This is a genomic window from Pseudomonas sp. JZ114 (genome assembly GCF_051027705.1).
Classification (GTDB): domain Bacteria; phylum Pseudomonadota; class Gammaproteobacteria; order Pseudomonadales; family Pseudomonadaceae; genus Chryseomonas; species Chryseomonas luteola.
Map to the genome: position 1 here is coordinate 1,226,636 of NZ_CP069256.1, position 24,132 is coordinate 1,250,767.

At 56.6% G+C, this 24,132-nt stretch carries 21 protein-coding genes and 2 pseudogenes; 7 read left to right on the forward strand and 16 right to left on the reverse strand.

Annotated elements, in window-relative coordinates; translation table 11 throughout:
* Nucleotides 1–9: 9 nt before the first annotated feature.
* Entirely contained in the window at nucleotides 10–648 is a 639-nt protein-coding gene (locus tag JQR90_RS05745; protein WP_010797477.1) for an exopolysaccharide biosynthesis protein, read from the reverse strand.
* Entirely contained in the window at nucleotides 645–2,264 is a 1,620-nt protein-coding gene (locus tag JQR90_RS05750) for a histidine kinase famiy protein (protein ID WP_073450378.1), read from the reverse strand. Before JQR90_RS05750 ends, JQR90_RS05745 begins: the two co-directional genes overlap by 4 nt.
* Nucleotides 2,265–2,551: 287 nt before the next feature.
* Between JQR90_RS05750 and JQR90_RS05755 the strand changes: the two genes are divergently transcribed.
* From JQR90_RS05755 to JQR90_RS05775, 5 genes are all read left to right on the forward strand, one after another.
* Nucleotides 2,552–3,148, forward strand: coding sequence for a GNAT family N-acetyltransferase (locus tag JQR90_RS05755; RefSeq protein ID WP_010797479.1), 597 nt, complete (start codon nucleotides 2,552–2,554; stop codon nucleotides 3,146–3,148).
* A gap of 16 nt (nucleotides 3,149–3,164) precedes the next feature.
* A complete protein-coding gene (locus JQR90_RS05760) occupies nucleotides 3,165–4,772 on the forward strand; it encodes a nitroreductase family protein (RefSeq protein ID WP_010797480.1) in 1,608 nt (535 codons plus the stop codon).
* Nucleotides 4,773–4,889: 117 nt separating this feature from the next.
* Nucleotides 4,890–5,750, forward strand: coding sequence for an acyl-CoA thioesterase II (tesB, locus tag JQR90_RS05765; protein WP_010797481.1), 861 nt, complete (start codon nucleotides 4,890–4,892; stop codon nucleotides 5,748–5,750).
* 163 nt (nucleotides 5,751–5,913) lie between these two features.
* On the forward strand, nucleotides 5,914–6,108 hold the full coding sequence (locus JQR90_RS05770; protein WP_010797482.1) for a hypothetical protein: 195 nt from the start codon (nucleotides 5,914–5,916) through the stop codon (nucleotides 6,106–6,108).
* Nucleotides 6,105–6,557, forward strand: coding sequence for an NUDIX hydrolase (locus tag JQR90_RS05775; RefSeq protein WP_010797483.1), 453 nt, complete (start codon nucleotides 6,105–6,107; stop codon nucleotides 6,555–6,557). Before JQR90_RS05770 ends, JQR90_RS05775 begins: the two co-directional genes overlap by 4 nt.
* 46 nt (nucleotides 6,558–6,603) lie before the next feature.
* Here JQR90_RS05775 and JQR90_RS05780 read toward each other — a convergent pair whose 3' ends face one another.
* A complete protein-coding gene (locus tag JQR90_RS05780) occupies nucleotides 6,604–7,308 on the reverse strand; it encodes a methyl-accepting chemotaxis protein (protein WP_371106382.1) in 705 nt (234 codons plus the stop codon).
* 198 nt (nucleotides 7,309–7,506) lie between these two features.
* Nucleotides 7,507–8,487 (reverse strand): annotated as a pseudogene (locus JQR90_RS05785) (cache domain-containing protein); the annotation flags it as partial.
* A 356-nt stretch (nucleotides 8,488–8,843) separates the two neighbouring features.
* Here JQR90_RS05785 and JQR90_RS05790 point away from each other — a divergent pair.
* Nucleotides 8,844–9,233: a hypothetical protein gene (locus JQR90_RS05790; RefSeq protein ID WP_074827758.1), complete on the forward strand. Its 390-nt coding sequence runs from the start codon at nucleotides 8,844–8,846 to the stop codon at nucleotides 9,231–9,233.
* Between the two features lie 622 nt (nucleotides 9,234–9,855).
* Here the strand turns inward: JQR90_RS05790 and JQR90_RS05795 are convergent.
* From JQR90_RS05795 to JQR90_RS05845, 11 genes and pseudogenes are all read right to left on the reverse strand, one after another.
* Nucleotides 9,856–10,728, reverse strand: coding sequence for a DMT family transporter (locus JQR90_RS05795; protein ID WP_434140635.1), 873 nt, complete (start codon nucleotides 10,726–10,728; stop codon nucleotides 9,856–9,858).
* Between the two features lie 107 nt (nucleotides 10,729–10,835).
* Complete coding sequence (locus JQR90_RS05800) at nucleotides 10,836–10,964, reverse strand: hypothetical protein (RefSeq protein ID WP_258019876.1); 129 nt, start codon at nucleotides 10,962–10,964, stop codon at nucleotides 10,836–10,838.
* Nucleotides 10,965–11,036: 72 nt separating this feature from the next.
* The gene (locus JQR90_RS05805) at nucleotides 11,037–13,001 is read right to left on the reverse strand and encodes an ATP-binding protein (RefSeq protein WP_434140637.1); all 1,965 of its coding nucleotides are present in this window, start codon (nucleotides 12,999–13,001) and stop codon (nucleotides 11,037–11,039) included.
* A 272-nt stretch (nucleotides 13,002–13,273) separates the two neighbouring features.
* Nucleotides 13,274–16,537 carry a PAS domain S-box protein gene (locus tag JQR90_RS05810; RefSeq protein ID WP_434140639.1) on the reverse strand — a complete coding sequence of 1,088 codons (3,264 nt, stop codon included), beginning with the start codon at nucleotides 16,535–16,537 and terminating at the stop codon, nucleotides 13,274–13,276.
* Nucleotides 16,538–16,766: 229 nt separating this feature from the next.
* A complete protein-coding gene (locus JQR90_RS05815; RefSeq protein WP_010797490.1) occupies nucleotides 16,767–17,426 on the reverse strand; it encodes an ion channel in 660 nt (219 codons plus the stop codon).
* A 90-nt stretch (nucleotides 17,427–17,516) separates the two neighbouring features.
* Nucleotides 17,517–18,440, reverse strand: a complete 924-nt coding sequence (locus JQR90_RS05820) for an SdiA-regulated domain-containing protein (RefSeq protein ID WP_010797491.1) — start codon at nucleotides 18,438–18,440, stop codon at nucleotides 17,517–17,519.
* Nucleotides 18,441–18,557: 117 nt separating this feature from the next.
* Entirely contained in the window at nucleotides 18,558–19,436 is an 879-nt protein-coding gene (locus JQR90_RS05825; protein ID WP_010797492.1) for a lipid kinase, read from the reverse strand.
* 201 nt (nucleotides 19,437–19,637) lie between these two features.
* Complete coding sequence (locus JQR90_RS05830; protein WP_010797493.1) at nucleotides 19,638–20,054, reverse strand: hypothetical protein; 417 nt, start codon at nucleotides 20,052–20,054, stop codon at nucleotides 19,638–19,640.
* Nucleotides 20,055–20,130: 76 nt separating this feature from the next.
* On the reverse strand, nucleotides 20,131–21,135 hold the full coding sequence (locus JQR90_RS05835) for an alpha/beta fold hydrolase (RefSeq protein ID WP_010797494.1): 1,005 nt from the start codon (nucleotides 21,133–21,135) through the stop codon (nucleotides 20,131–20,133).
* A gap of 130 nt (nucleotides 21,136–21,265) precedes the next feature.
* A complete protein-coding gene (locus JQR90_RS05840; protein ID WP_371106383.1) occupies nucleotides 21,266–22,036 on the reverse strand; it encodes a methyl-accepting chemotaxis protein in 771 nt (256 codons plus the stop codon).
* Between the two features lie 165 nt (nucleotides 22,037–22,201).
* Nucleotides 22,202–22,891: pseudogene (locus tag JQR90_RS05845) on the reverse strand (methyl-accepting chemotaxis protein); the annotation flags it as partial.
* Nucleotides 22,892–23,081: 190 nt separating this feature from the next.
* Here JQR90_RS05845 and JQR90_RS05850 point away from each other — a divergent pair.
* A complete protein-coding gene (locus JQR90_RS05850) occupies nucleotides 23,082–23,264 on the forward strand; it encodes a hypothetical protein (RefSeq protein WP_010797496.1) in 183 nt (60 codons plus the stop codon).
* A gap of 54 nt (nucleotides 23,265–23,318) precedes the next feature.
* Here the strand turns inward: JQR90_RS05850 and JQR90_RS05855 are convergent, their stop codons facing one another.
* On the reverse strand, nucleotides 23,319–24,026 hold the full coding sequence (locus JQR90_RS05855; RefSeq protein WP_010797497.1) for a DUF3053 family protein: 708 nt from the start codon (nucleotides 24,024–24,026) through the stop codon (nucleotides 23,319–23,321).
* Nucleotides 24,027–24,132: the final 106 nt, after the last annotated feature.

Consider the following 24,132-nt stretch of genomic DNA (forward strand, 5'->3'; position numbering starts at 1 on the left):
GGCTGATGGCTAGAGCAGGAGACTGATGAGCAGCCAGACGATACCGCAACAGAATCCGCTGGCCAGCAGGAATATAAGTCCATCACGGGCGATGAGCGAGACGGCAAACGCCGTCATGGCGGCTCCGGCCGTGGTATTGGCGAAAGGCACCAGATCCAGAACCGGCATGCATACCGCGACCCCAATGCAGAGCAACGCCGTGATGTGCTGGAAGATACCCTTGGTCAGGAAGGTCAGACGTGGTTTCAAAAAGCGATCCACGAAACGTGCGGTAGGGTGCAGCATGCGCAGTGATTTTCGTAGCTTGCCACGCGGAACCTGACGTTTCAGTGCCCAGCGCGGCAGCCAGAAATGCTTGCGGCCGATGAGCAGTTGTACGCTCACCAGAACGACATAGATCGAGATGACGGTGGCAACGCCAGGAATGCCCGTCAGGGGAGACAGGGCAATGATGCCTGCAAGCAGAAGAAGTGGACCGTAGGAGCGACTCCCGATGGCATCGATCAAGTGGCCCACGGAAACCTTTTCCGGGCTGCGCCCGACCTCTTCGAGGCAACTGAGAAAGGCTTCCAGACTGGCTGGTGAGTCACTTTCGGCGCTGCACTCGTAGTGGTCGTCTTCCTCCATCACACCCTCATTGTCATTCATCCTGCTCCGTCCAGTATCTTCCTGACTCGACGCGCGAGTTCCAGGCGGCCGTAGGGCTTGCTCAGCACTTCGAATTCAGAGGTATCCGTCTGTCCACGTTCCAGCGTGGTATCGGCATAGCCGGTCGTGAGCAGGACGCGGATATGAGGCCAGCGTCGGCGGGCTTCCTGGGCGAGCATTACGCCATTCATGCCGCCGGGCATGATCAGGTCGCTAAAGAGCATCTGGATATCGCCATGCTGCTCCAAGGTAGCCAGCGCTTCCTTGCCATTGTAGGCGACCCGAACCGAATAGCCGAACTCCTCAAGAATGGCCTGCGCCAGCGCTGCCACTTCTTCTCGATCATCCACAACCAGGATAGTCTCGTTACCAGGCTCCTCGCTGGTGCCATTGGATTCGGCAGGCTGCTGGATGATTTCACTTTGTGTCGTCGGGAAATACAGGCGGACCGTCGTACCCATACCGGCCTCGGAGTACACACGAACCGCGCCGCCGGACTGCTTCATGAAGCCATACACCATGGATAGACCAAGACCGGTCCCTTTGCCTTCTTCCTTGGTTGTGAAGAACGGATCGAGGACCCGTCCAAGCACTTCTGTTGGAATGCCCTCTCCGGTATCGGTAATGGCGATGCAGGCATAGCGGCCAGGAGTCAGGCCTCCGTAGGCCATATCCTCTGGCGTCACTTCAATGTTGCGGGTTTCTATCGTGACACGACCTTCGCCCCGCGATTCCATGGCGTCACGTGCGTTCGCCAGGATATTGATGAGCGCCATTTCGGCCTGGGTCGGGTCTATCTTGCAATTCCAGAGATCAGGCGCCAGCCGAGTCGTTAGCTGATAGGGCTCTCCCAGCGTTCGATACAGCAGGTCGAGTCGCTCTTCAATCAGCTCGTTGATGTTCAACGTTCGACCGGTCAGGCGCTGCTTGCGGGCAAACGCCAAAAGTTGTTGCGTCAGTGTGGCCGCGCGATTGACCGCTTCTCGGGTGTTGTCGACATGGCGCTTGGCCTTTTCCCTGTCCATTTCTGGGCGATCCAGGTTGATCCGGAGAATGTCCAGATAACCCACCATGACCTGCAACAGATTGTTAAAATCATGGGCAATGCCGCCGGTGAGCTGACCCAACGCCTCCATTTTCTGGGATTGCCGCAAGGCCTCTTCGGCGTCATGGCGGCGGCTGACATCCAGTTGCGAGGCAAAGAAATACACCAGCTCGCCTGCTTGGTTGTAGACCGGAGAAATATACAAGGCATTCCAGAAGGTCGAGCCATCTTTGCGGTAATTCAATAACTCGGTATTGCATTCATGACGGGACTCGACGCTTTCGCGGATCTGTCGGATGGTCTCCCGGTCCGTTTCCGGGCCTTGAAGAAAACGGCAGTTGCGTCCCAATACTTCATGCTCTTCATAGCCCGTCGTTTTCAGGAAGGCGTCGTTGGCAAAAATAATGGGATTATCGTCCTGCCGTGGGTCGGTCACGATCATGGGCATGCGGGTCATTCTAACCGCAGCGAAAAAGATATCGCCGTGCTGGCTACGGACTTCATCTGGCATACCCTTTGCCACTTTATTGTGGTCATTAGTGGTGAAGTTGTCCGAATTCTTGGAAGTCATGTGTGTGCAGCAGCCTGAAAAGAACGCATTAATGATGTAGGACCATTCGCCGGCCATATTGCTCAGTGAAGGTCAATACATTGGTCGAATTTAGAGATGTAGTTGTTAGGATGCGGCTAAATGCCAAGTTTCGGCAGATACAGGCGATGCTGCCGACTGGCGCTCATGATGACGATTCCTGCCGATCTCGCCAAGCGGTAGCCATTATCAAAAAACCGAACCGGCTTTACGGAATACTCTGGCTTCACAACAGTCCCAACATCAAAGGACCTTAAAAGAGTGTGGAGATGAGCCAGGCCTATCCCAAGGTGTTACGTACCGAACGTTTGATTTTGCGCCCTTGGCGCAATGAAGACTATACGCCCTTCGCTGCACAAAGCGCTGATCCACGGGTAATGGAATTTTTCCCTAAATGCCTGAGTGAGGCTGAAACGCAGGCGCTGACCGAGCGTATCCAGGCGCATTTCCACGATCATGGCTATGGCTGGTGGGCCGTGGAGGTCAGGAACGGTCCGCCTTTCATTGGGTATGTAGGGCTTGAGCATTCCAATTTCGACGCACCTTTTACTCCGGCGGTCGAGATCGGCTGGCGGCTGGGTGCCGAATATTGGGACGAAGGCTATGCCCATGAAGCTGCCGAAGCCGCGCTTGCCTTTGGCTTCGAGCAGGTAGGCCTGGAAGAGATCGTGGCGTTTACCGTGCCTGAAAACGAACGCTCCCGCGGCCTGATGGCACGATTGGGTATGCAGTACGATCCGGCCGACGACTTTGAACATCCAAACCTGCCGGAAGGCCACCCCTTGCGCCACCATGTTCTGTATCGACTCAGCCGCCATCAATGGATCAGTAGACTGGAAACTGGCGACAGCATGAATGCCTGTTAATGACAAAGAGGACTGCATGACCCCAGAAGACATCGTCAGAGCCTATCATTCGCTCAGCATGCACCGTCGTGAGGGCTATGCCCGCGGACCCGATGCGCTCGATTGGGCTAACCAACCTGCGCCATTCCGCCGTTATCGGGGATGCGAAGTCATTCCGTTACTGCGCCGCATGCTGGAGGATTCGCCTCTGTACGATGAGGTTTTTGCAGGTCCTGTAGGCGAGCCGGCCCCGTTGGATCCTGCCAATATCTCTCGGCTGTTTTATGACAGTTTGGCCATTTCTGCCTGGAAAGAGTCGGGCAGCAGCCGCTGGGCGCTGCGAGTGAATCCCTCCTCCGGCAATCTGCATCCCACCGAAGCCTATGCCTTGCTGCCACCGGGTGTACTGAACGATCGTGCCTTGATGACACATTACACGGCCGATCTGCATGCCCTGGAAGTACGCGCCGAGCTCCCCGAAGTGCTGGATGAAGACATCATTGGCGCCTTGCCGCCGGGGAGCTTTTTGGTCGCACTGTCCAGTATCTATTGGCGTGAGGCCTGGAAATATGGCGAGCGAGCCTGGCGCTACTGTCAGCATGATATAGGCCACGCCTTGGCCGCCATTGCCATTGCTGCCGCCGCGCAAGGTTGGGAAACACGACTGATTCACGACGTGGCGGATGAAACGCTCGATGCGGCGTTTGGAGTTGATCGAGACGGCTTTGGTGAGCAGGAGCAAATGGAGGCGCTGCTCTGGATCGGTCCGCCGCAATCGGCCGAGCCTTCCTTGCCCGATAGTCTGTTCAAGCTGCTGAGTCAGTTGCAGCTCGCCGGCACGCCTAATCGACTTTCGCGAGAGTACGTAGAGTGGCCCGAGGTTGGGCGGATCGCTGCCGCATGCCGTGCGCCCAAGCGCTTGCCCTATGACATGCCCATTTCCCGGGGCGTAGTTACCCAGGAAAACGACCAGCTACTGCTGCGGCCATTGCTGCATCAACGGCGTAGCGCGCAGTCCATGGATGGTCGGACGGGCATTCTGTCTGATCTTTTCTTTGCCTGGCTAAGGCGTATATTGCCGGAGCAGGCACCGGTGCCTTTCCTGACGTTGGGCAAGCCTGCTCAGGTCGATCTTCTGATCTTTGTAAATCGCGTTGTGGGACTGGAACCGGGGTTGTACTGGCTGGCGCGCAGTGAGGGAGAGCTCAATATCACCGCCCGAGCGGACTTACTCTGGGAGCGGGTAGAGGAGGCGGAGGGGCTCAGGTTGTTCCGGTTGCTCAAAGGGGATGCTAGTGAGCTGGCTGGCTTGCTTTCCTGCGGCCAGGACATTGCGTCTGACGGTTGTATCAGTATCGCAATGATGGCTCGTTTCGATGATGCCCTTGCCCAGGGGGCCTGGTGCTATCCGCAGCTATTCTGGGAGACCGGACAGATTGGACAGGTGCTTTACCTGGAGGCAGAAGCGGCAGGGCTTTCAGGCACCGGTATCGGTTGCTATTTCGACCCGCTGGTGCATGACTTGATAGGGCTTGCGGATACAACCTGGCAAAGCCTTTATCACTTCACCATGGGACGCGCGACCGTGGACATGCGTCTGACCTCGCTGCCAGCTTATCCCGCGCCTGAGAACGACTTTGCCTGATGGTGGCGGAGTCCTGGAGGGACGTCCTGCCGCTGCCGTTTCCTCATCATGGGGCTACGGCTTCACGACTGACTTGCGTATGATTTGGCCATTATCAAAACGACCACGGAAAACGTGATGAGCACAGTGCTGGATGATCTTGTTGCCTTGTTAAGCCTTGAGTCCATCGAGGAAAACCTCTACCGCGGTCGTAGTCAGGACCTGGGCTTTCCACAATTATTCGGTGGGCATGTGCTCGGTCAGGCCCTGTCAGCGGCGAGCCAAACGGTGGATGCGTCGCGTCAGGTGCACTCGCTGCATGGCTACTTCTTGCGGCCTGGCGACGTGACGATTCCGGTGGTGTATGAGGTGGATCGCGTCCGGGATGGCGGCAGCTTTACGACCCGTCGCGTCACGGCCATCCAGAAAGGCAAACCGATTTTCTTTTGCAGTGCCTCGTTCCAGGGTCTGGAACCCGGTTTTGAACACCAGAGCGAAATGCCGGACGTGCCCGATCCAGACTCGCTGGCGTCCGAGCTGGACTACATCCAACAGTTTGCCCAGTTCATCCCGGAGCCTACGCGGGAAAAGCTGCTGGCGCCTAAGCCCATCGAGATTCGTCCGGTCAAGGTGACCCATCCGTTTGATCCAGAGCCAACAGCGCCCGCACGCCATGTCTGGTTCAGGGCCAACGGGCAGCTGCCGGACAACCCTGCGCTGCATCGATACCTGCTGGCCTATGCCTCGGACTTCAACCTGCTCCCGACGTCCTTGTTGCCTCACGGCATCAGCTACTGGAACAAGGAGATGCAGGTTGCCAGCCTTGATCACGCGATCTGGTTCCATCAGCCGCTACGGGTGGACGAGTGGCTGCTGTATTCCATGGATAGCCCATGGGCCGGGGGGGCGCGTGGATTGTGCCGTGGCAGCATATACAACCGCGCGGGTCAGCTTGTGGCCTCGGTTGCCCAGGAAGGTCTGATCCGCAAGCGCGGCTGAAGAAGGGCAACCTCTTGAAAAGGGCGGACAGGGTTCCGTCCTTTTTTATGACACATCAATGAAATTTTCTATACGACCAGTCTTTTGACGTCAGAAAAGGTTGTCATTTTGCGCTCCGCTGACTACTGTATAAATAAACAGTAAATAAGAGGAGGGCGTACCGATGTCTCCAGCAGACGATCTTTCCCAATCCCTGGCTATGGCAGACTCAGGCACACTGATGCAGCGCTACCGAGCGCTGGAGCTTGAGCACCGCTATCACCTGAGTGTCATCAAGGATTTGCGCTACCACATCACAGCGTTACAGAGGGAAAACGATCGGCTGAGGCGTCAGCTGAACCAGGTCGACGTGCGATGACAAGGCTGCCCTTGGCAAATAACGATGCTTCAGCAAGTCCGGTTAAGGCATGTCCGGTCGTACTGCGTCATAAAAGCGAACTGCAGATACTGGCGTTCGAGCACCCCTTGGCAGGGCTTCAGTTGATCAAAGGGTCTATCGAGCCGGGTGAACTACCTGCTGAGGCTGCGTTGCGGGAGCTATGGGAAGAGTCAGGTATCCAAGTGCCCGAATGGCCTGTGGATCTAGGAACATGGGTCTCTGGCTATCAGGAACAGGTATGGTCGATGCACCTGTGCGAAAGCGCGTACGAGTTACCTGAGGGCTGGGTCCATCGCACCACCGACGGAGGCGGATTGGAGTTTCGCTTTTTTTGGTACCCGCTTGGTCGAGCCGCATCGTCCCAGTGGCACTGGGTCTTTCGGGAAGCCCTGAAGGTCATTCACGACCGTGTTAGACGGATGGGTTGAGAAGAGGGTCCACTCCCTGGGTAAGGGAGTGGACAGCAAGGCAGGGTTACAGAATGAAACGGGAGACGCGTTCGTTCAAATCACCGGCGTGGCTTTGCAGTGAACGGGATTGATGCTCCGCCTGCACCGAGCTTTCAGCCAGGGTATCACCCAAGGATTTAATGGTTACCACGTTACGGGTAATTTCTTCCGTCACGGAGGTCTGCTCCTCAGCTGCCGCTGCAATCTGCATCGACATGTCCGAGATCAGTGAGGCCGACTGGGTGATCTGCTCCAGCGCCACGTACGCCTGATCGGCATCCGCCACGCTGCGTTCAGCGAGATGACGGCTGTTGTCCATCCGGCTGACTGCATCCTGTGTTACACGCAACAGATTGCTGATAGTCGTCTGGATTTCCTGGGTAGACGCCTGGGTACGTTGCGACAGGGTCCGCACCTCGTCAGCCACCACCGCAAAGCCGCGACCCTGCTCGCCTGCCCGCGCCGCCTCAATCGCTGCGTTCAAGGCCAGAAGGTTGGTCTGCTCAGCGATACTCTGGATGCTGGTCAAGACGCTGGAAATGGACTGGGAGTGCTGGCTGAGCTCAGTGATGACCTGGGTTGTTTCCGCCACTTCCTGGGCAAGATCGGTAATGGAGGTCTGGGTCTTGCGAACCAGCTCCAGACCTTGCTGACTGCTTTCGGTAGACTGCTGCGCCGATTGCGCCGTACGTTCGGCATTGCCCGCAATTTCCTGGGTAGCCGAAGCCATTTCGGTGACTGCTGTTGCGACCAGCGTCAGCTCCTGCTGGAGACGACCCAAGTCAGCGACCGACAGTGTGCTGTTGTTTAGCACCGTCGTGGACTCCTGGCCGATTTCCACCGCCTGATGGCGAATATGCGTAACCAGTTCATGCAGACTGGCCACGAACTGGTTGAAGTGCAGGGCTAGATGGCCCACCTCGTCCTGGCTCTGTTGAGGGATGCGCTTGGTCAGGTCGCCATTGCCATGGGCGATTACCTGAAGTCCCTGGGAGACCACACCCAGCGGGCGTAGCAGCCAGGCGCACAGCATGTTGATGGCGATCAGCGACAGAACCAGGATAGCGCCGAATGCGCCCAGGCTCACCCACAGTTGCTGATAGAGCGGGGCGGTCAGAACAGCGTCGTCCAGCGTCATGATGAGAATCTCTCCATCATGATCGATCGGGACAGCGTACAAACGCTCACCGTTATGGTCCAGCAAGTGCTGCGTACCCTTGCTGGCAGCCAATGACGCCAGGGTGGCAGGGGTGAGCTCCGTCATCAGGTCGCTGACCTTCTTGTCGAGCAGGGCCGTGTCCGTGTGGCCCAGAATGGTGCCGTCCTTGTCTACAAAGAAGGCCGAGCCATTGCCAGGAAGCTTGATCTGTTTCAGCTGCTCAAGGATCTCGGTCATGCTGACGTCAGCGCCTACCACCCCAAGCGCGTTTCCGCTCTGCTGCAGGGAGCGGCCTAAGGACAGCACGTGGCTGCCAGTAGCCGCCGCAATAGTCGGCGTCGAGATGTAGACCTTGTTTGGCGCGACCAGCGCCTGCTGGTACCACTTCCATTTGCGAGGGTCATTATTGTCTGGCGGCAGGGTTACACCGTTGGCGTTCACCTGGCTGCCATCGGCCCGAGCAAAAAAGACGTTGTCGAAACCGCCGGAAATCTTGGCCTGATTAAGAATCGACAGCATGGCAGACGGGTCGTCAGTGGCCTTCACAGCCTGGAGCACCACCTCCTTGCTTTGTAGCCAGTAACGCACGTTGGCGCTGAACGTCCTGCTGGCATTGCTGACCTGTTCTGCAATGTGGATTTCCAGGCTTTTCTGACTGTTCCAGAAGTTCATACCGGTCAGGCTGGCGCCCACCAGCAGTACCGCAGTGCTGGAGGATAGAGCAATCTTTTTACGCAAAGACCATTTCATAAAGACATCAAACCGACAGAGACAAATACGACACGGCAACCAATTGCCGCGGACTGATAGGAGGCTATCGGCCCGGCTTGATAAATCTGGAGCGCTATGCTCGTCTAGGTATCAATGGCCGATGATCGGTTGTACAGAGAGGCGCGGACATGGCAGGGCACTGCCAGCAGTGCGGGCTGGATATGGCGACTCGCTCGTCTTTTTGGCTCACGAGAATGCTGGATCTGCTTGAGGATTCGACGTTGCCAAATGTCTGTGTCGCAGGCGGAGCCGACAGCTTATCTGCCAAGTTCAGCCTGTTTGAAGCAGCCAGCTATGCTTTAAGTAGTACAGCATTGCCCTGATGGAGTAACAGTATGGCTTTAGAAACCGACAGCGATCCGTTTGATCAACGCCAGCAATTGACTCTGGCGGCCGAAGCCCTAGGTTGGAAGGTAATCGATTGGGCGCAGGACATACCCATCGTCAGGGATGAAAACGGCGAGAGCTTCCAGTGGCTGCCCCATATCGACGATGGTGAGTCACGTCGACTTCAGATACGCCTGGGGATTCACCTGTCCTACAACCCCCACGAGAAAACCATGTGCGTCAGTTGTCCCCTGTGGGACGTAGAGGACCTTACCTTGGATTGCGAGGAGGCGGACGCTTTGGAAATGGCGCGCTACATGGTAGTGCTCTTCGCGGCGCTGTCCACCGGCGTAGAGATAAGCAGTCTGGATGCTGCGCAGGGGCTGTTGGGCTATTGACCTGAACACGTCTGAAAATAGATGTCTCAGTGAGAGAAGGGGGGGCAAAAGAGCATGCGCCGCTTGTATACCCTCCTGTTTCGGTCCTGTCTGCCAGGGCCGGCTCTTTCAAAACCCTCGCTTCATGCAAAAACTTGCAAACATCTCTCGCTCTCTCTGCTCTGAAAAGTTTGATATATCTATGCGCCGTGCAGGGAAATAGGCGTCCTGAACCGTGGCGCTTGCTTGTAGAGCCATCCTTGCATGAACGCTATGGCTCGCCGTTTGGCTTCATCTACCCGTGAAGTCGTTGACGGGCAACTCTATTATTCAGTTTGAGAGACATGAACTCAGAATCTGCATATCCAGCTGTTTCAAAAACAAACCGCGGATATCCTCGTAAAAGACCCAGCTCTACGGCTTGGTTTGCCACACTTTCCACCTTGTTCGGTATCTTGTTGGTTGTCACGATCGCAATGCCCAACTAATGCCAGGCCGTCCTGCCGTTATTGAGTCTGATGCGTTGCATCCATAGCCTATAAAGAGGGATGGAAAACACGTATCAGACCTGTTTATTACGAAACCTCAATAAATAAGCCCGTGCCAGAAGGGTGGTAGAAACCGTCCTTCTGGCACGGCTGCGTCAATTATTGGTAGGTTTATTTTGACGGAATACTAATACCAGCCCTATAAGGATGGCTACCATTCCCATACCACCTTGTGCGTCGACCCGGTGACCAAGAATCAGGTAATCCAACAGCGTTGTCACAAGTGGCACCAGATAAAACAGACTGGTTACGTTTACCAGATTGCCGGCTTGTACGAGTCGATAAAACAGGAGCTGTGCAAGAACGGAGATGACGACGGCCATCCAGAGAACGGATGTCACAAGCTCCGAGGACAACTCAAACCTGATGGGCTGGAAGGGGACGAAAAGCAGGCAGAGTACCAAGCTGATACCGACCTGCAACGGCAAGACGTCCGCTGGGGGCTGACTCAGGCCTTTCTGCAGAATGGCACCAATCGACATGCACAAGAGCGCTGCCAGCGCATACAGAATTCCACTCAAGGATAGATGCGCCATCGCCAGGCTGCGGTAGACGAGCAGAGACAGTCCACCCAGGGCCAACAGCAGGCCCGCCAGCCGACGGGGTGATAATCGTCTTTCAACCAACACCAGGGTAAGAATGGGTTGTACACCCAGAAGGGTAGCCAGGACTCCCGGCGTAACGCCTTTATCCAGAGCCAACAGATAACAAATGCTGTAGCCGCCGATAAGCAGCGCTCCGGTGAGAGCTACCCGGCTGCGAGAGCCCGGCGATGGCAACCAGCGTCGCCGCCAGAGCCCCATTAGCAAGAGCACTGTAAACGCAATGATGAAGCGTAACAGCAGGAACGTGAATGCAGGGGCGTGGGTAACGCCCACGTGAGCGAATAACGCGCCGCTGCTCCAGAGCAGCACGAAAAACGCTGTGGCGCTATTGGCCACAAGCAGGGTTCTTAATGAACCTAACATTGTCATTTCACCTGTCAGTACGAAAAGCAGGCTCCAGCCAACGGCCTGTGGTAGGCAGTTCCGATCAAGACTGGAGAAAGAAAACGGCTGTAATCAGCCGAGCGTCATCAGGCAGCGACTACTGCCACGACAACCGGAGGGGATACGACAGGTGGTGCGAGGGAGAAACGCGCATGCAGGCACGCCACGTCCGGTGCGGACAAGGAGGAGAACTGGCCTGTATGCAGATGATTCATGGTAGCGTCAGCCAACAGCTGGCAAATGATTAAGAAACATTAGCGCCTCCGCTGGCAGTGCGCAAGCCACAATCAGTCTTCCAGAATAATTTCCTTGATCCGGCTGGCCAGCAATTCCATTGGGAATGGTTTGGTCATAACGTGCATGCCTGCCTCAAGGTTGCCATTTCCCACGGCTGCATTTTCCGCATAGCCGGTGATGAACAGTATCTTGAGATCAGGGCGTGCCTGGCGGGCCGCATCGGCCATCTGCCGCCCGTTCATGCCGCCGGGCAGGCCCACGTCCGAAATCAGCAGGTCCAGGTGCGTATTGGAGAGCAGTATCTTCAGCCCCGAAGCACCATCGGCTGCTTCGATGGCGGCATAGCCCAACTCTTCGAGCACTTCGGTGATAAGCAAGCGCACCATTGGCTCATCGTCAACGACCAGAACGGTCTCGCCGGTACTGGCACGTGGGGCTCGCATCAGTTCAGTCTGCTGAGGCTCTGGTTTGCTCTCTTCCAGATGGCGCGGCAGATAGATCCAGACCGTGGTGCCTTTGCCAGCTTCGGAGTAGATGCGTGCTTGCCCGCCGGACTGCTTGGCAAATCCGTAAATCATGGACAGGCCCAAGCCGGTCCCCATGCCGATGGGTTTAGTCGTAAAGAATGGGTCAAATGCCCGCGCTACGATTTCTGGGGTCATGCCAATGCCAGTGTCCATGACTGCTATGGCAACGTATTGCCCAGAGAGCATGTCCTGTTCATGGGCATCACGCTCATCGACCCAGATATTGGCGGTACGGATTGTCAGCTGGCCGCCGTCCGGCATGGCATCCCGTGCATTGATACATAGATTGAGCAGGGCACTTTCCAGTTGGTTCGGATCGCACAGCGTTGACCAGAGATCAGCGGAAAGGCTAGTGGTTACCGTAATCTCCGGGCCTACCGTGCGGTCGATCAGGTCCTGCATGCTTTCGATCAGTGTATTGGCCTGGGTCGGTTTGGGATCGAGCGTCTGGCGACGAGAGAAGGCCAGCAGCCGGTGGGTCAGGGAGGCCGCGCGGTTGGCGGCCGTCTGGGCGGCGGTAATATACCGATCGATATCCGTAGCGCGACCCTGGGCCACACGCATCTGGATCATCTCGAGGCTGCCGGAGATGCCTGTCAGCAAGTTATTGAAGTCATGAGCGATACCGCCAGTAAGCTGACCTACGGCTTCCATTTTCTGGCTGTGTCGCAATAATTCTTCGGCGCGGTTGAGTGCTTCGCTTTGCTCTTTTTCGGATGAAATATCGCGCACGGTGGCATAAATCTGATCCCCTCGGGCCACGGCATTCCAGGACAACCAGTGATAGGTGCCATTCTTGTGTCGGTAGCGATTCTCAAAGCGAAAGACCGTGTCGCCCCGTTGCAGCATGTGCAGTGCCTGGGCGGTGCGCTCTACATCGTCCGGGTGGACAAATTCACTGAAGGGCTTGGAATGCATCTCCTGGTCGGACCAGCCAAGCGTTTTGGTCCAGGCCGGATTAAGGCTTACAAAATAGCCAGCAGCGTTAGTTGTACACACCAGGTCAGGGGTTGTTTGCCAGATCTGGTCGCGCTCACGGGTACGTTCCTCTACGCGACGCTCTAGCGTGTCCATCAGGTCGCTCAGGCGAATCAGATTCTTTCTGAGTGCAGCGCACACTGCCACGATGCCGAAGTTGACGAGGATGAACAGGGCGTTGGCTGCCCACTGGAGCAGATCAAGATCGAATGTGAAGGGTGTCGAGACAAACAGATAGGCTGCTGCAAGGGCGGCAACGACGGTGGCGAAAAGACCGGGCCCCAGACCCAGCGTAAAGCCGATGATCATCAGAAGCGGAATGAACAGCAGGTACGGCAGGCCCAGGACAGGCAGGGCCAGACGAACGCCCGCACTGACAATGACAGCCGCCCCGGCGACAGCATAGCGCAGGGGAGTAGGCCATTCATGGCGTAACACCCACTGTTGCAGGCGATCGAAGAGCGTTTCTTTCTTTTGCTGCAAGGTTCCGGTACCTGATAACGGCTTCAAGCTCAAGTCTATGGCTCGGGCTTGCCACGCTAAGGATATAGAACGGATGTTACGGCGTGTGAGGGCACGCTCGTAAATGATCCGCAGTCACTCGTGTTGGACACACCGATTGCGATAAGGTCCCGACTCGTTCAGGTGCATACCTTAGCTTATTTCTGACAAGTGACAGAACGCCTTATCCAAACTGCAAAACGGTAGGGCATTGGCATATAGCGATTGGTGCCTCATTTTCTTGGGGTCGCGCTCAGGATAGTTCCTTTGGACGCAACCTTTCACCGCTTCTTGAGGATAGTGTCCAGACGGGTTGCCAGCAACTCCATGGAAAAAGGCTTGGTCATGAGATGCATCCCGTCCTCCAGGTTGCCATTGCCTACTACTGCATTTTCCGCATAGCCGGTAATAAACAGAACCTTCAGATCCGGGCGTTGATGGCGGGCGGCATCGGCCATCTGGCGGCCGTTCATGCTCCCTGGCAGTCCTACGTCCGAAATCAGCAGATCGATATGGGTGGAAGAGGAGAGTATGTCAAGCCCTGACGCGCCGTCAGCCGCTTCGATTGCCCTATAGCCCAGCTCCTCGAGTACCTCTTTGATCAGCATGCGTACGGTGGGCTCATCATCAACGATAAGTACGGTTTCACCCTTTTCCGTGCGCGGTGCCTCCCCTGATCTAACCTGCTCCGCACCGGCCTCGACCGAGCCTGCATAGCGGGGCAGGTAGATTTTCATGGTGGTGCCCTTGCCCGGCTCCGAGAGGAAACGTACCTGACCGCCGGACTGCTTGGCAAATCCGTAAATCATGGAAAGACCCAGCCCGGTACCCCTGCCGATAGGCTTGGTTGTAAAGAACGGGTCGAAGATACGCTCTATGATTTCCGGCGACATGCCTGTGCCCGTGTCGGATACTTCCGTCACGATGTACTGACCCGGATTCATGTCGCGCTCATGGGCGCTGGTCTCATCCAGGTAGCGATTTTCGGTTCGAATGAGTAATCGACCACCATCTGGCATGGCATCTCGTGCATTGATACACAGGTTCAGCAGGGCATTTTCGAGCTGATGGGGATCACAGAGCGTGGGCCAGAGTGCTTCGCTGAGATCGGTCGTGATACACACGGCTGGTCCTACGGTACGTGTGATCAGTTCACGCATGCCTTCGATCAGCTGGTTGGCCTGGGTCGGTTTGGGGTCGAGCGTTTGGCGACGGGAAAAGGCCAGCAATCGGTGGGTCAGGGCTGCGGCTCGATTGGCAGAGTCCTGGGCGGCGGTGATGTATTTGTTTACATCGCTCAGGCGCCCCTGGGTCAGGCGCGTCTTGAGCAGGTCCAGGCTACCGGAAATTCCGGTGAGCAGGTTGTTGAAGTCATGGGCTAGACCGCCGGTGAGCTGGCCCACAGCTTCCATTTTCTGGCTATGGCGCAACCGTTCTTCCGTCTGATGCAGGACTTCGGCCTGCGCCTTTATCGTAGTGATATCGCGTGCAATGCTGTGGAACAGTCCATCACGACGCTGGGAGTTCCAGGATAACCAACGATAGCTGCCATCTTTGTGCCGGTAGCGGTTCTCGAAGTTTGACAAGACCTGGCCGTTGGCGAGTAGCCGCTTGGTTTGCACGGTATGTTCCAGGTCGTCTGGGTGGAGAAAATCCTTGTAGGGGCGTGCTTTCAGCTCTTGCTCCGACCAGCCCAGGGTTTCGCTCCAGGCAGGGTTGAGGTTGAGAAAGTAGCCTTCCGGACTGGCGGTGCAGACCAGATCTGGCGTGGTGCGCCAGATTTGATCGCGCTCGCGGGTACGTTCCTCGACACGTTGCTCAAGGGTCTCGTTCAGCTCCCTCAACTGGCTCTTGCTGGCCTTGAGCCGGTCTTCAGCTGCCTTGCGAGCCGAGAAATCAATGGTTACGGCAATAATAGAGCGGGGATTGCCTTCATCATCGTTCAGACAGGTCAGATTGCTATTGGCCCAGACGATAGTGCCATCGGGTCGGAGGTAGCGCTTGTCGAGGCGAGTCGGCTGTCGGGTGGCCAGGACATGTTGAAGCGCCTCGAGCGTCCTGGGCTGGTCTTCAGCCAGGGTAACGGTCTTTGCGGTTGTGCTTAGTATCTCTGTGCGAGAGCGACCCAACAGGCGGCAGAGCTCGTCATTGACCCGTAGAAAGCGGCCGTCGAGGCTGATCTCGGACAGGCCTACCGAGGCTTCGTCGAAAATGGAAGCCAGGCGGGTTTCGCTTTCCTTCAACGCCAGCTCAGCACGGGTGCGTTCGGTGATGTCGCGGCCAATGGAGAGCAGTTTTTCAGGCGTGCCGTCTGCGCCTGGTATGCAGGAAATGGCAATATCCCACCACTTGGGTTTGCCTGTGTGGGTAGGGCAGTAGCCCTGGAAACGTCCTGTCCCTCCGGCACGAGCACTTGCGATGGCGTTGCGTGCCGCCTCCAGATCCGCGCCTTTCCATACCCGGAGCCACGGCTTGCCCAGTACGGAAGAGAGGTCCGTAATCTCCATGGACTCTATACCGCCGGGGCTCACAAACTGAGTATGTCCTTCGAGATCCATGATCACGATGCAATCCTGACTCGAGTTGAGAATCAGGCTGTTCATCTGGCGAGAGATGCGTAGCGCATTCTCGATAGAGTGATTCGCAGTAATGTCCCGCGAAATGGAGAGCAGCTTTTCAGGCCTCCCATGAGAGCCGAGGATAGGCGTGACCTGTACATCCCACCACTTAGGGGTTCCTGCCAGGGTATTGGCCTGCCCGATAAACCGGCCAACCTGACCCGCGCGGGCCAGCGTCATGGCCTCTTTGGCTTCCTGGCTCCCCTTGTCTTGCCAGAAGGTCGGCCAGGGGCAACCCGCAATGGCATTGAAGTCGCTGACTTCCATAGCGTCCTGGCCGTTTGGGCTCATGTAAAGCAGTTTGCCGTCAAGGTCGAGCACCTTGATGCAGTCGTCAGAGGAGGCCAACACGCTGCGCAGGAACTCGGCGTCGGCCTGCTGAGCTTCAATCACTTTTTGCTGCCGGGTCTGATCGCGCAGGATCTTCAGAAAACCCAGGTGGGTTCCATCAGCTGTCCGGAGCGGCATCATCTCGCCATTAGCCCAGAACAGGGCGCCGTCCTTTTTCTGGTGCCAACGCTCATCACTGGCGCGACCTTTTTCCAGGGCGCGTTGCATCTCGCATTCGGCGCGCTGCTGAAGTTGGTCCTCTACGGTGAAGAGGCGATTGATAGAGGTCCCTAGTATACTTTCGGCTGTCCAGCCAAAGACCTGCTCTGCACCAGAGTTCCAGTGAGTAATGCGACCGCACTGGTCGGTTGTGATGATCGCAAAATCGACAGCACTGTTCAGAATATCCCGATGGCGCTGGTTCTGTTGGTGAGTCGTTTCGGCAACGGCCTTGAGCGCCGTATTTTCGGCTTCGAGTTCGGCGATACGCAGACGCAGATGTTCGTTTTCGATGGTAGTCATGCCGGTATAAAAAGAAGGGTGCGGTACGCCAGGTACCTGGCGGTAGGGGCCAATGCCTTGCATGAGTAGCAGCACACAGGCACAGCTTCGCTCACGATCAGGTCACGAATGGATGACGTTGGAAAGGAAGGGGATTGGTGAACGACCCAGTCTATCCAGCACTTGAGAGACTGTCTATCACGCCGGCTGCCCAACCGTCGGCCTGTCTGGGTAACAGGTATGTAGGCGGGATGATATCGATGGGCTATCGGTGTGTCAGGTGCTAAAAGCCGGACTGTCATTTGCAAGGGGCGACCGGTTGGTTCTAGCGTTTGATGACTGTCAGGCTGATCAGGCGAGCCACTACCAATGTGATATACATGACGCCTGCAAACTCTTCGAGCATTACCAGCCCGCGGGCAAGCGGTGAAATAGGCAGAACATCACCCAGCCCTACGCCGGAAAGCGTGGTAAAGCTCAGGAACAGCAGTTCCATCCAGGTCCGTGGTGCCTCAGGGTTCTGCATGGCGGTAAAGCTGCCTGGCAGAAGCAACTGGCAAACGGTAAAGGCATAGGCAAACGCCCAGGCCAGCAGAGTAAAGGTTGCGCCTACGGCAAACAGCTCATCGGTCGATGCGCGCTGATCCTCCATCATGTAGGCAATCAGGCTGGCGGCTGCGTAAAAGTAAAAGGCGCCTTCCAGCAGGGCGGAGGCAACCGTAACGGCCTGGTTGGGCCAGATCTCGCTGACGATAGCCAAGCACAGGATGAGCGCGGCCAGAATGAAGGCAATCGAGTGGAGCATTGGACTGCGGCGAACCATACGCAGGGCAGCAACCAGTACGATGACGCCAAACGCACCAAAGACGGCTCGCCCACCCGGCATGTTCTCCATGAAGGGATAGAGCACGATGCCCAATAGCTGGATAAGTAACAGGCTTGCAGACGGGTAGCGAACCAGATACGTAACGAGGGTGACTTTCATTCAGGGCACGGGCAGGATGGAAACGCCATACAGCGTAACCCGGCAGCGCAAGGCTCACCAGAGCCTTGCGGATAAAGAGCTCGACTAGGCCTATGACTTCTTCTTGAAGGCGTAGAACAGGTTAGGCTCACTTATCACATACAGGTTGCCCTGATCATCCATTGTCATGCCCTCAGCCTGGGGAACATCCTTGGCAAGCCCCTGATTACCACCCCTCAAGCTGAAGGAGCTGACCGGCTTACCGTTGGCATCCATTTCCACGATCATCTTAGATTCATCAGACAAGGCCAGCAGATGGCCTGTACTCGTATCATAGTGAAGGCTGGACAGGTCGGTCACAAACAAATCCCGGTCGCGCTGTGCGTTGACATGCACGTCGATGTCGATCGGCTGGTCGGGCGAGGCGGTCAAAAAGCCGTTGATCTCGAAGATGCGGACCGGGTCCTTTTCCTTGGCAACAAAAAGGCGCTGCTCCTTGGGGTCGTAGGCCAGGCCCTCGAAGCCTTTGTTATTATTATCCGCCGCGCTGAGTGAAAACTGTTTGGCATTGGCTGGGTCGGCAATATCGATGACCTGGGTCTGATCATTGACATGCACTTCGATCAGACGATGGTTACGTTCCTCTGTAATCAGGAGGACGCCGGGACGAACGTATTCGATCGCTTCCGGATCACCGAAACCCCGGAGCGGAATACGACGCAGTACATCACCGGAGAGCGAAAGCTCGATAAGGTGCGAGTCCTTGTTGGTCACCGTAAAAAGCGTTTGGCGGCTGGCGTCGAAGGTCAGCGCTGACATGTTTTCGTCATTACCCAGTGGCTTGGCATCGATTGTGACATGGTAGTCAGGCAACCACAGGGCTTGTCCTTGGGCCTCCTCGGAGCTAAAGCGCTGTTCCAGACGGAACCAGACCTGCTCAAACAGGCGCTGCTGGGCACCTGCGGTTATCGCGGCTGCCACTAGCAAGCAGGCCAAGGCCGTTGCCATCGTTTTGGAGGAGAGAGCGTTCTGCATGTTAGGTCAGGTTCAAAATTCTGAGCGTATAGCCTACGGGGGTTGGGCTTAACTGAAGCTGAATAAGGCAGGTGCGAGTGTTTCCGATTCTTTCACCCATGGTTCGATAGGTACGCTCTACGGACGATAGATCCTGAGCGCTTTGGGTTTGATAGAAAAAAGAGCGGGCGTGTAGGTGGTCAGCTCACCATCAGTATTGATAGGCATGGGTTTGCGGGTGTTCAGTCGGATAGCGGTTGTCTGAAACGCCCTGACCTTATCTGCCTTGCCATGGGTGCCCTTGCGCAGGCTGGGCAGCAATGCGATCAGTTCCCACCAATGCCTGACCTCAAGGCTATAGAAATCCAGGCGTCCATCGTCGGCGGTTGCGGATTCTTCCACCGTCATGCCACCGCCATAGTGACGGCCATTGCCCACGGATGCCTGGACCGTTCGGACCTTTTCCACCTGTCCGTCATGTTCGATATACAGGGTGAAACGGCGAAAGCGGCGCAGTAGCCGAAAGGCGGTCAGGCCATAGCCGAGGCTGCCCCATTTCTTCTTGATATCCGCGGTCAGCTGATTAGCCAGATCGGCACTGAAGCCAATGCTGGCGACGTTGAGAAAGACATGATCGTTGACGACGCCTACATCGATGGCTCGCAGCTGCCCCCGCACAATGATGTCGACGGCCTCGAGCGGATCCTGAGGAATATTCAGTGTCTTGGCCAGGTCGTTGGCAGTGCCGAGCGGCAGGAGGCCGACGGGCAGGCCAGCCTCAATCAGGGCGGGAGCTGCGGCGTTCAACGTGCCGTCGCCGCCGCCGACAATGATCAGGTCGCATCCTTTAGCCTGTCTCATCTTCTCGCTGATGGAAAGGTTTTCCCCTCCGGTAGGTTCGACTACGGTTATTCCGCCCTGGCTGAGCTTTTCAACGATAGGTGTGTAGGATTCACTCCCACGGCGGGCGCGTTTATTGATCAGCAGAAGGGCGCGGCGGGTTTCGGTAGCGGTCATTGCGTCTGAGATCCCCTATGACTTGTTTATCTCTGACACTTCACGTGTAGGTCTGTCCGAGGGATGGAACGCGAGAGTGCCCCGTTCTGACAACTGCCTGCGAGGCGGAGTTGTTTCAAAAGATCAGCAAAGCCTTACGTTGCGTGATTATCCGTTCAGACTGACGTTAAAAGCATAACTAGCAGGTAGGACCCGACGGTTTCAGGCGCGAGGACTGACACGAGCGCTTTTGAGCAACCGATAGTCCTGCCACAGGATCACGGCCGCTGCGGCGGCGTACGCAAGGCAGGGTGCCCAATAGGCAGGATTAGCCAGCGCTTCGTTCAGGCACATGACCGCACTGATAGAAGTGAATAGCCACGACGGCACTCGCAGGACACACGCCATTGCGCTGGCCCAGAAGCGATCCCTCAGAAAGCCCAGGGGAACGCAGGCGGCAATCTGCATGACTACCAATACGAAGGTCGCAACAGCAACGGTCAGCACCACCTGATTGTCGGGCGTTTGTGCGTCACGAATAGGGATGAGCAGCGTGCCCAGGCGGGTATGGCTCAAGGCGGTATAAGCCAGGAGCAGCAGGGCGCTGGAGAAGATGATGCGGGCTGGTATCGAGTTCATTGAGCGTCGCGTTACAGGAAAAGGCGCCTATATTACCTGAGCCCGGCGCCTGTTCATGAATACTGTCCAGACAGGTTCAACCCGACGGTGTCTGTTCGGCCAGGGTATGAATAGCGTCGAGTACTGCCTGCGGTGCCAAGTGATGCAGCATATGCCCGGCGCCCTCGATGACACGGAAATCCATCTCCGGCAACTCGGTATGCAGCCTGCCCGAGTGCACATGGGTATGAACCAGCCGATCCTCGCGTCCCGCCATGATGATGGAAGGTACTGTCAGCGTCTTGTAACGCTCCTTGAGTTGTAGCGTTGCGGGAATGATCAGGGCTATTTCGGCTGCGCTGGCATGAAGCTGCACAGGACGAAAGGCCATCCAGGGCGGAAACCGCTTGAAGTGGGCGGGCACTTTGGCGGGCGCAAACATTCGCTTCATCATGAGTGGCCATATGCTGCGATACAGTAGCGGTGAAACGGAGTGGCACATGAGGTCACCCACACCGGGGATGGCCGGCAAAGCCGCCATGGGAATGTCAGGGCGAACGGTCGGGTAATAATAGCCGGACAGCAGCACAAGGCCTCGGACAGACTGCGGGAAGTTGAGCCCCAGCGCCATGGCCACCAATGCGCCCCAGGAATGGCCGAGAACGATAGGGCAGTCGATACCCATTGCGGCAAAGGCTCGATTGAACAAGTGGGCCTGTTCGAGCGGACCCCAGACAATAGACGACGGGCGCTCGCTGTAGCCATACCCTGGACGGTCAAAGATGATGACCCGATAGGTGCGGGCTGCGTGTTCGACCAGTTCGCTCAACTCGAAGTCAGTACCCATGGTCGTGTTGCCATGCAGAAGCACAAGGGGCTGTCCCTCGCCGTATTCGACGTAATGGAGCCGGATACCATCCACCTTGATAAACGTGCCTGCCGGTGGGTGCTGCTTTTCCGCTTGACGGCTGTAATGGCGGACCAGCATGGCTGATGCCGCGACGGCCAGGGAGCCCCACACAAGCGGGCCGGGGCGGAAGGGTAAAGGCGTGGTTTTGCTAGGCGTAACGTGTGCGCTGTCGGTATGCCGGAGATTTTTCATGCCAGGGCTCCCGCTAAAGACAATTTAGAGTAGTCCACGGGAAAGCCGTTCGCGGTAGGGACGAATGGCACGTTTGGCTTTTACCTGAAATCAGCCATCCGCCTGCAGGGGGCGGATGGCTGTAGGTCAATCAGGCTGCGCCCAAGCGCTTGGTCAGCTCGGCCAGTCCCTGGGACAGGTTTTGCAAGTGCACCGCAGCGTCTTGCGTCTTTTCAACCTGGGCCTGGTTGGCGCTGGCAATGGCCGTAATTTCAGTCAGGTTACGAGCAATGTCTTCACTGACGGATGTCTGTTCCTCCGCTGCTGCCGCAATCTGGATGTTCTTGGCGCGCATCGCGTCGACCGAGACCGAGATGGTGTCCAGAATCGCGCCAGCTTCCTTCACCTGCGTGACGCTGCGCTCACTGATGCTCTGACCATTCTGAATGGCCTTGGCCGCATTGGCAGTGCCGGTCTGAACGTTGGCAATGATCTGGTTGATCTCGTTGGTCGAGTCGGCTGTGCGACGCGCCAGGTTACGGACCTCATCGGCCACAACCGCAAATCCGCGACCGGCCTCACCGGCGCGGGCGGCTTCGATGGCCGCGTTAAGCGCCAGAAGGTTGGTCTGTTCAGCAATGCCGTGGATGACTTCCATTACCTTGCCGATACGCACGCTGTCTTCTTCGAGCTGATTGATGACAGAGGCCGTACCGGCAATCTCGTCGCTCATGTCGACAATGGTCTTGATGGTGCCCTGCATGACGACGCTTCCGCGCTGAACAGCCTGATCGGTCTCGGTAGCAGCAAGGGAGGCTTCGCTTGCGTGACGTGCGACTTCTTGGGCAGTAGCCGACATTTCATGCATGGCCGTTGCCACCTGATCGGTACGGGAGAACTGCTCGTTGCTGCCCTGAGCCATCTGGTTGGCAATGGCGTTCAGGTCACGGTTGGCAGAGTCCAGGTCCTGGGTGCTCTGCTTGAGGCGCGTGAATGTATCGGACAGGAAGTTACGCAGAATACTGGCGGCTCCCGCCAGTCGACCGAGTTCATCCTGGCGGCTGGATTGGATATTTACGCTGAAGTTGCCGTGACTGAGCTGATTGATATGGCCGATGAGCTCACTGATCGGTACGACCAGGCGGCGATTGACCAGCCACAGGCTGATAACGAGGATGGCGATACCGCCCCCAATCAAGGCGATCAGGCCTGTCAGGAAGGTGGTGTCAGCCTGCGCGCTAATTTGGGCGGACAGTTCGTCACTGTGCTTGTGCAGTTTGGTGACAAGATCGGCCATCTGGGCGGTGGCGCTACGGTCGATACCTTCAACAGCCTTGTCGCCTGCCTCTGGGTCAAAACCGGCAGCCCTGAAGCGCTCGAAACCTGTGCGATAGGCTGTACCCAGCGTCTTGTGCTCGGTCTCCAGGCTTTGAATGGCTTGTGCGATAGAGCTGTCTGACCACGGTTGCTTGCTCAGGTCAGACAGCAGTGCCTGAACCTTTTGCTCTTCTGCCTGGAAGGCATTCCAGTGTTTTTCGCGCTTGGCGTCATCCTTGCCGCGCAAGAGGGCGTTTTTCCATTCCTGAACTTGGGTTTTAAAGTTCAGGTTGGCTTCGTCGATCAGTAGAACATTACGGATCTCATTGGCCAGAAGACCTTGATAGCGTTGAACGCTCCCGGAAAGAAATTTGAAGGAAACGATTGAAATAGCCATGAGCAGCAAGAGACTGCCGCAGAGCAGGGCAAGAACTTGAGCACGCAGGGAACGGTTAAGCATCACAGTGTCTCGAGAGAGGGAGGTACTCGTCACTGTGTCGTTGAAATAGCAAAAAACTTAATGCGATAAATATTCTATCGGCTTGATAAATTAATGAATTTTTTGTGACAGGCGTCTGGCTCGAACATTTGCCGTGAACGGCTATCCAACAGAGTAACATTCATTAACAGATAAGAATGCGAGGTGCATTATGAGTGATGAACTGCTGGCGTCCATTCACGCGATGGATCCAAGCCCGATCAACCCAGGCGGTGGCCAGGAGTCGCCCTGGCCCGATGAGCCAGTAGGGCCTGATGGGATCATTGATCACCCGGATGACGTGACCGATAACCCTGACGTGATTGATCCGGATACTCCGCTTGTCCCCAGTTGATCCATGAGAAGGCTGGGCAGAAAACCGCTGTCCAGCCTTTTTTCACCGACTTTCCTATCCGCGACCGTAAACGACCGCTACCATCTTGCGTTGAGCCTGCATGGTCGCCTGGGCCTTGGTGTTCAGGGCCTGGAGACGGGTGTTCAGCTCTTTCTGGATAGCGGGGTCGGATACTTCGATCATGGCACCGTTGACCTTGATCACGTCCTGATGGGCATTGATGTAGTCAAGCGCTTCGAGCGTTGCCGTCAGGGTCTCGCTGGCAACCGGCATCATGTTTTTCATGGCTTCGGCCGGCTGGGTGACAACTCGATCATAGGCCTTGTCATAGACAGCCCTCAGATCTTCCGGCTGCTTGAAGGATTTACGCGCTTCATCCGCCTTCGCCTGTTCTTCGCTGATCAGCGCCGGCAGCTCGTTCAGTGTTTTTTGGGCAGATTGAATATCCTCGCGGCGCTGAATAGCCTGTCCCATCGAGCTGATGTTCATCTGCTTCATCGCCGTGGTCAGCGAGTCTTCGGTTCGCTTGTTGAGGGACTCGTGAAAGTGCTGCATCGCCGCATACTGGGCGCTGTATTCGCCAAAGAGGTTCTTGTCTTCGTCCCGAAGAACCGGAACGTGTACGCCGGGCTTATCGATGATGCGGGTTTGCAGGAATTCAATGAATGCCTTGCGCTGCGCCTCTTCGTTGGAGCAGGCGGACAGTAGGCAGGCGCATATCAGGGTGAAAAACAGGGCAACCGCGGGGTTACGCTTGAGCATGAGATCTCCCTATGAGCTCAAATGGAGTAGAGCCGACCTGCAACCAGAGGTCAGTCGGCGCACCGTATATAGGGGATTGGAAAGCGTGGCGAGCGGGATCAGCCGA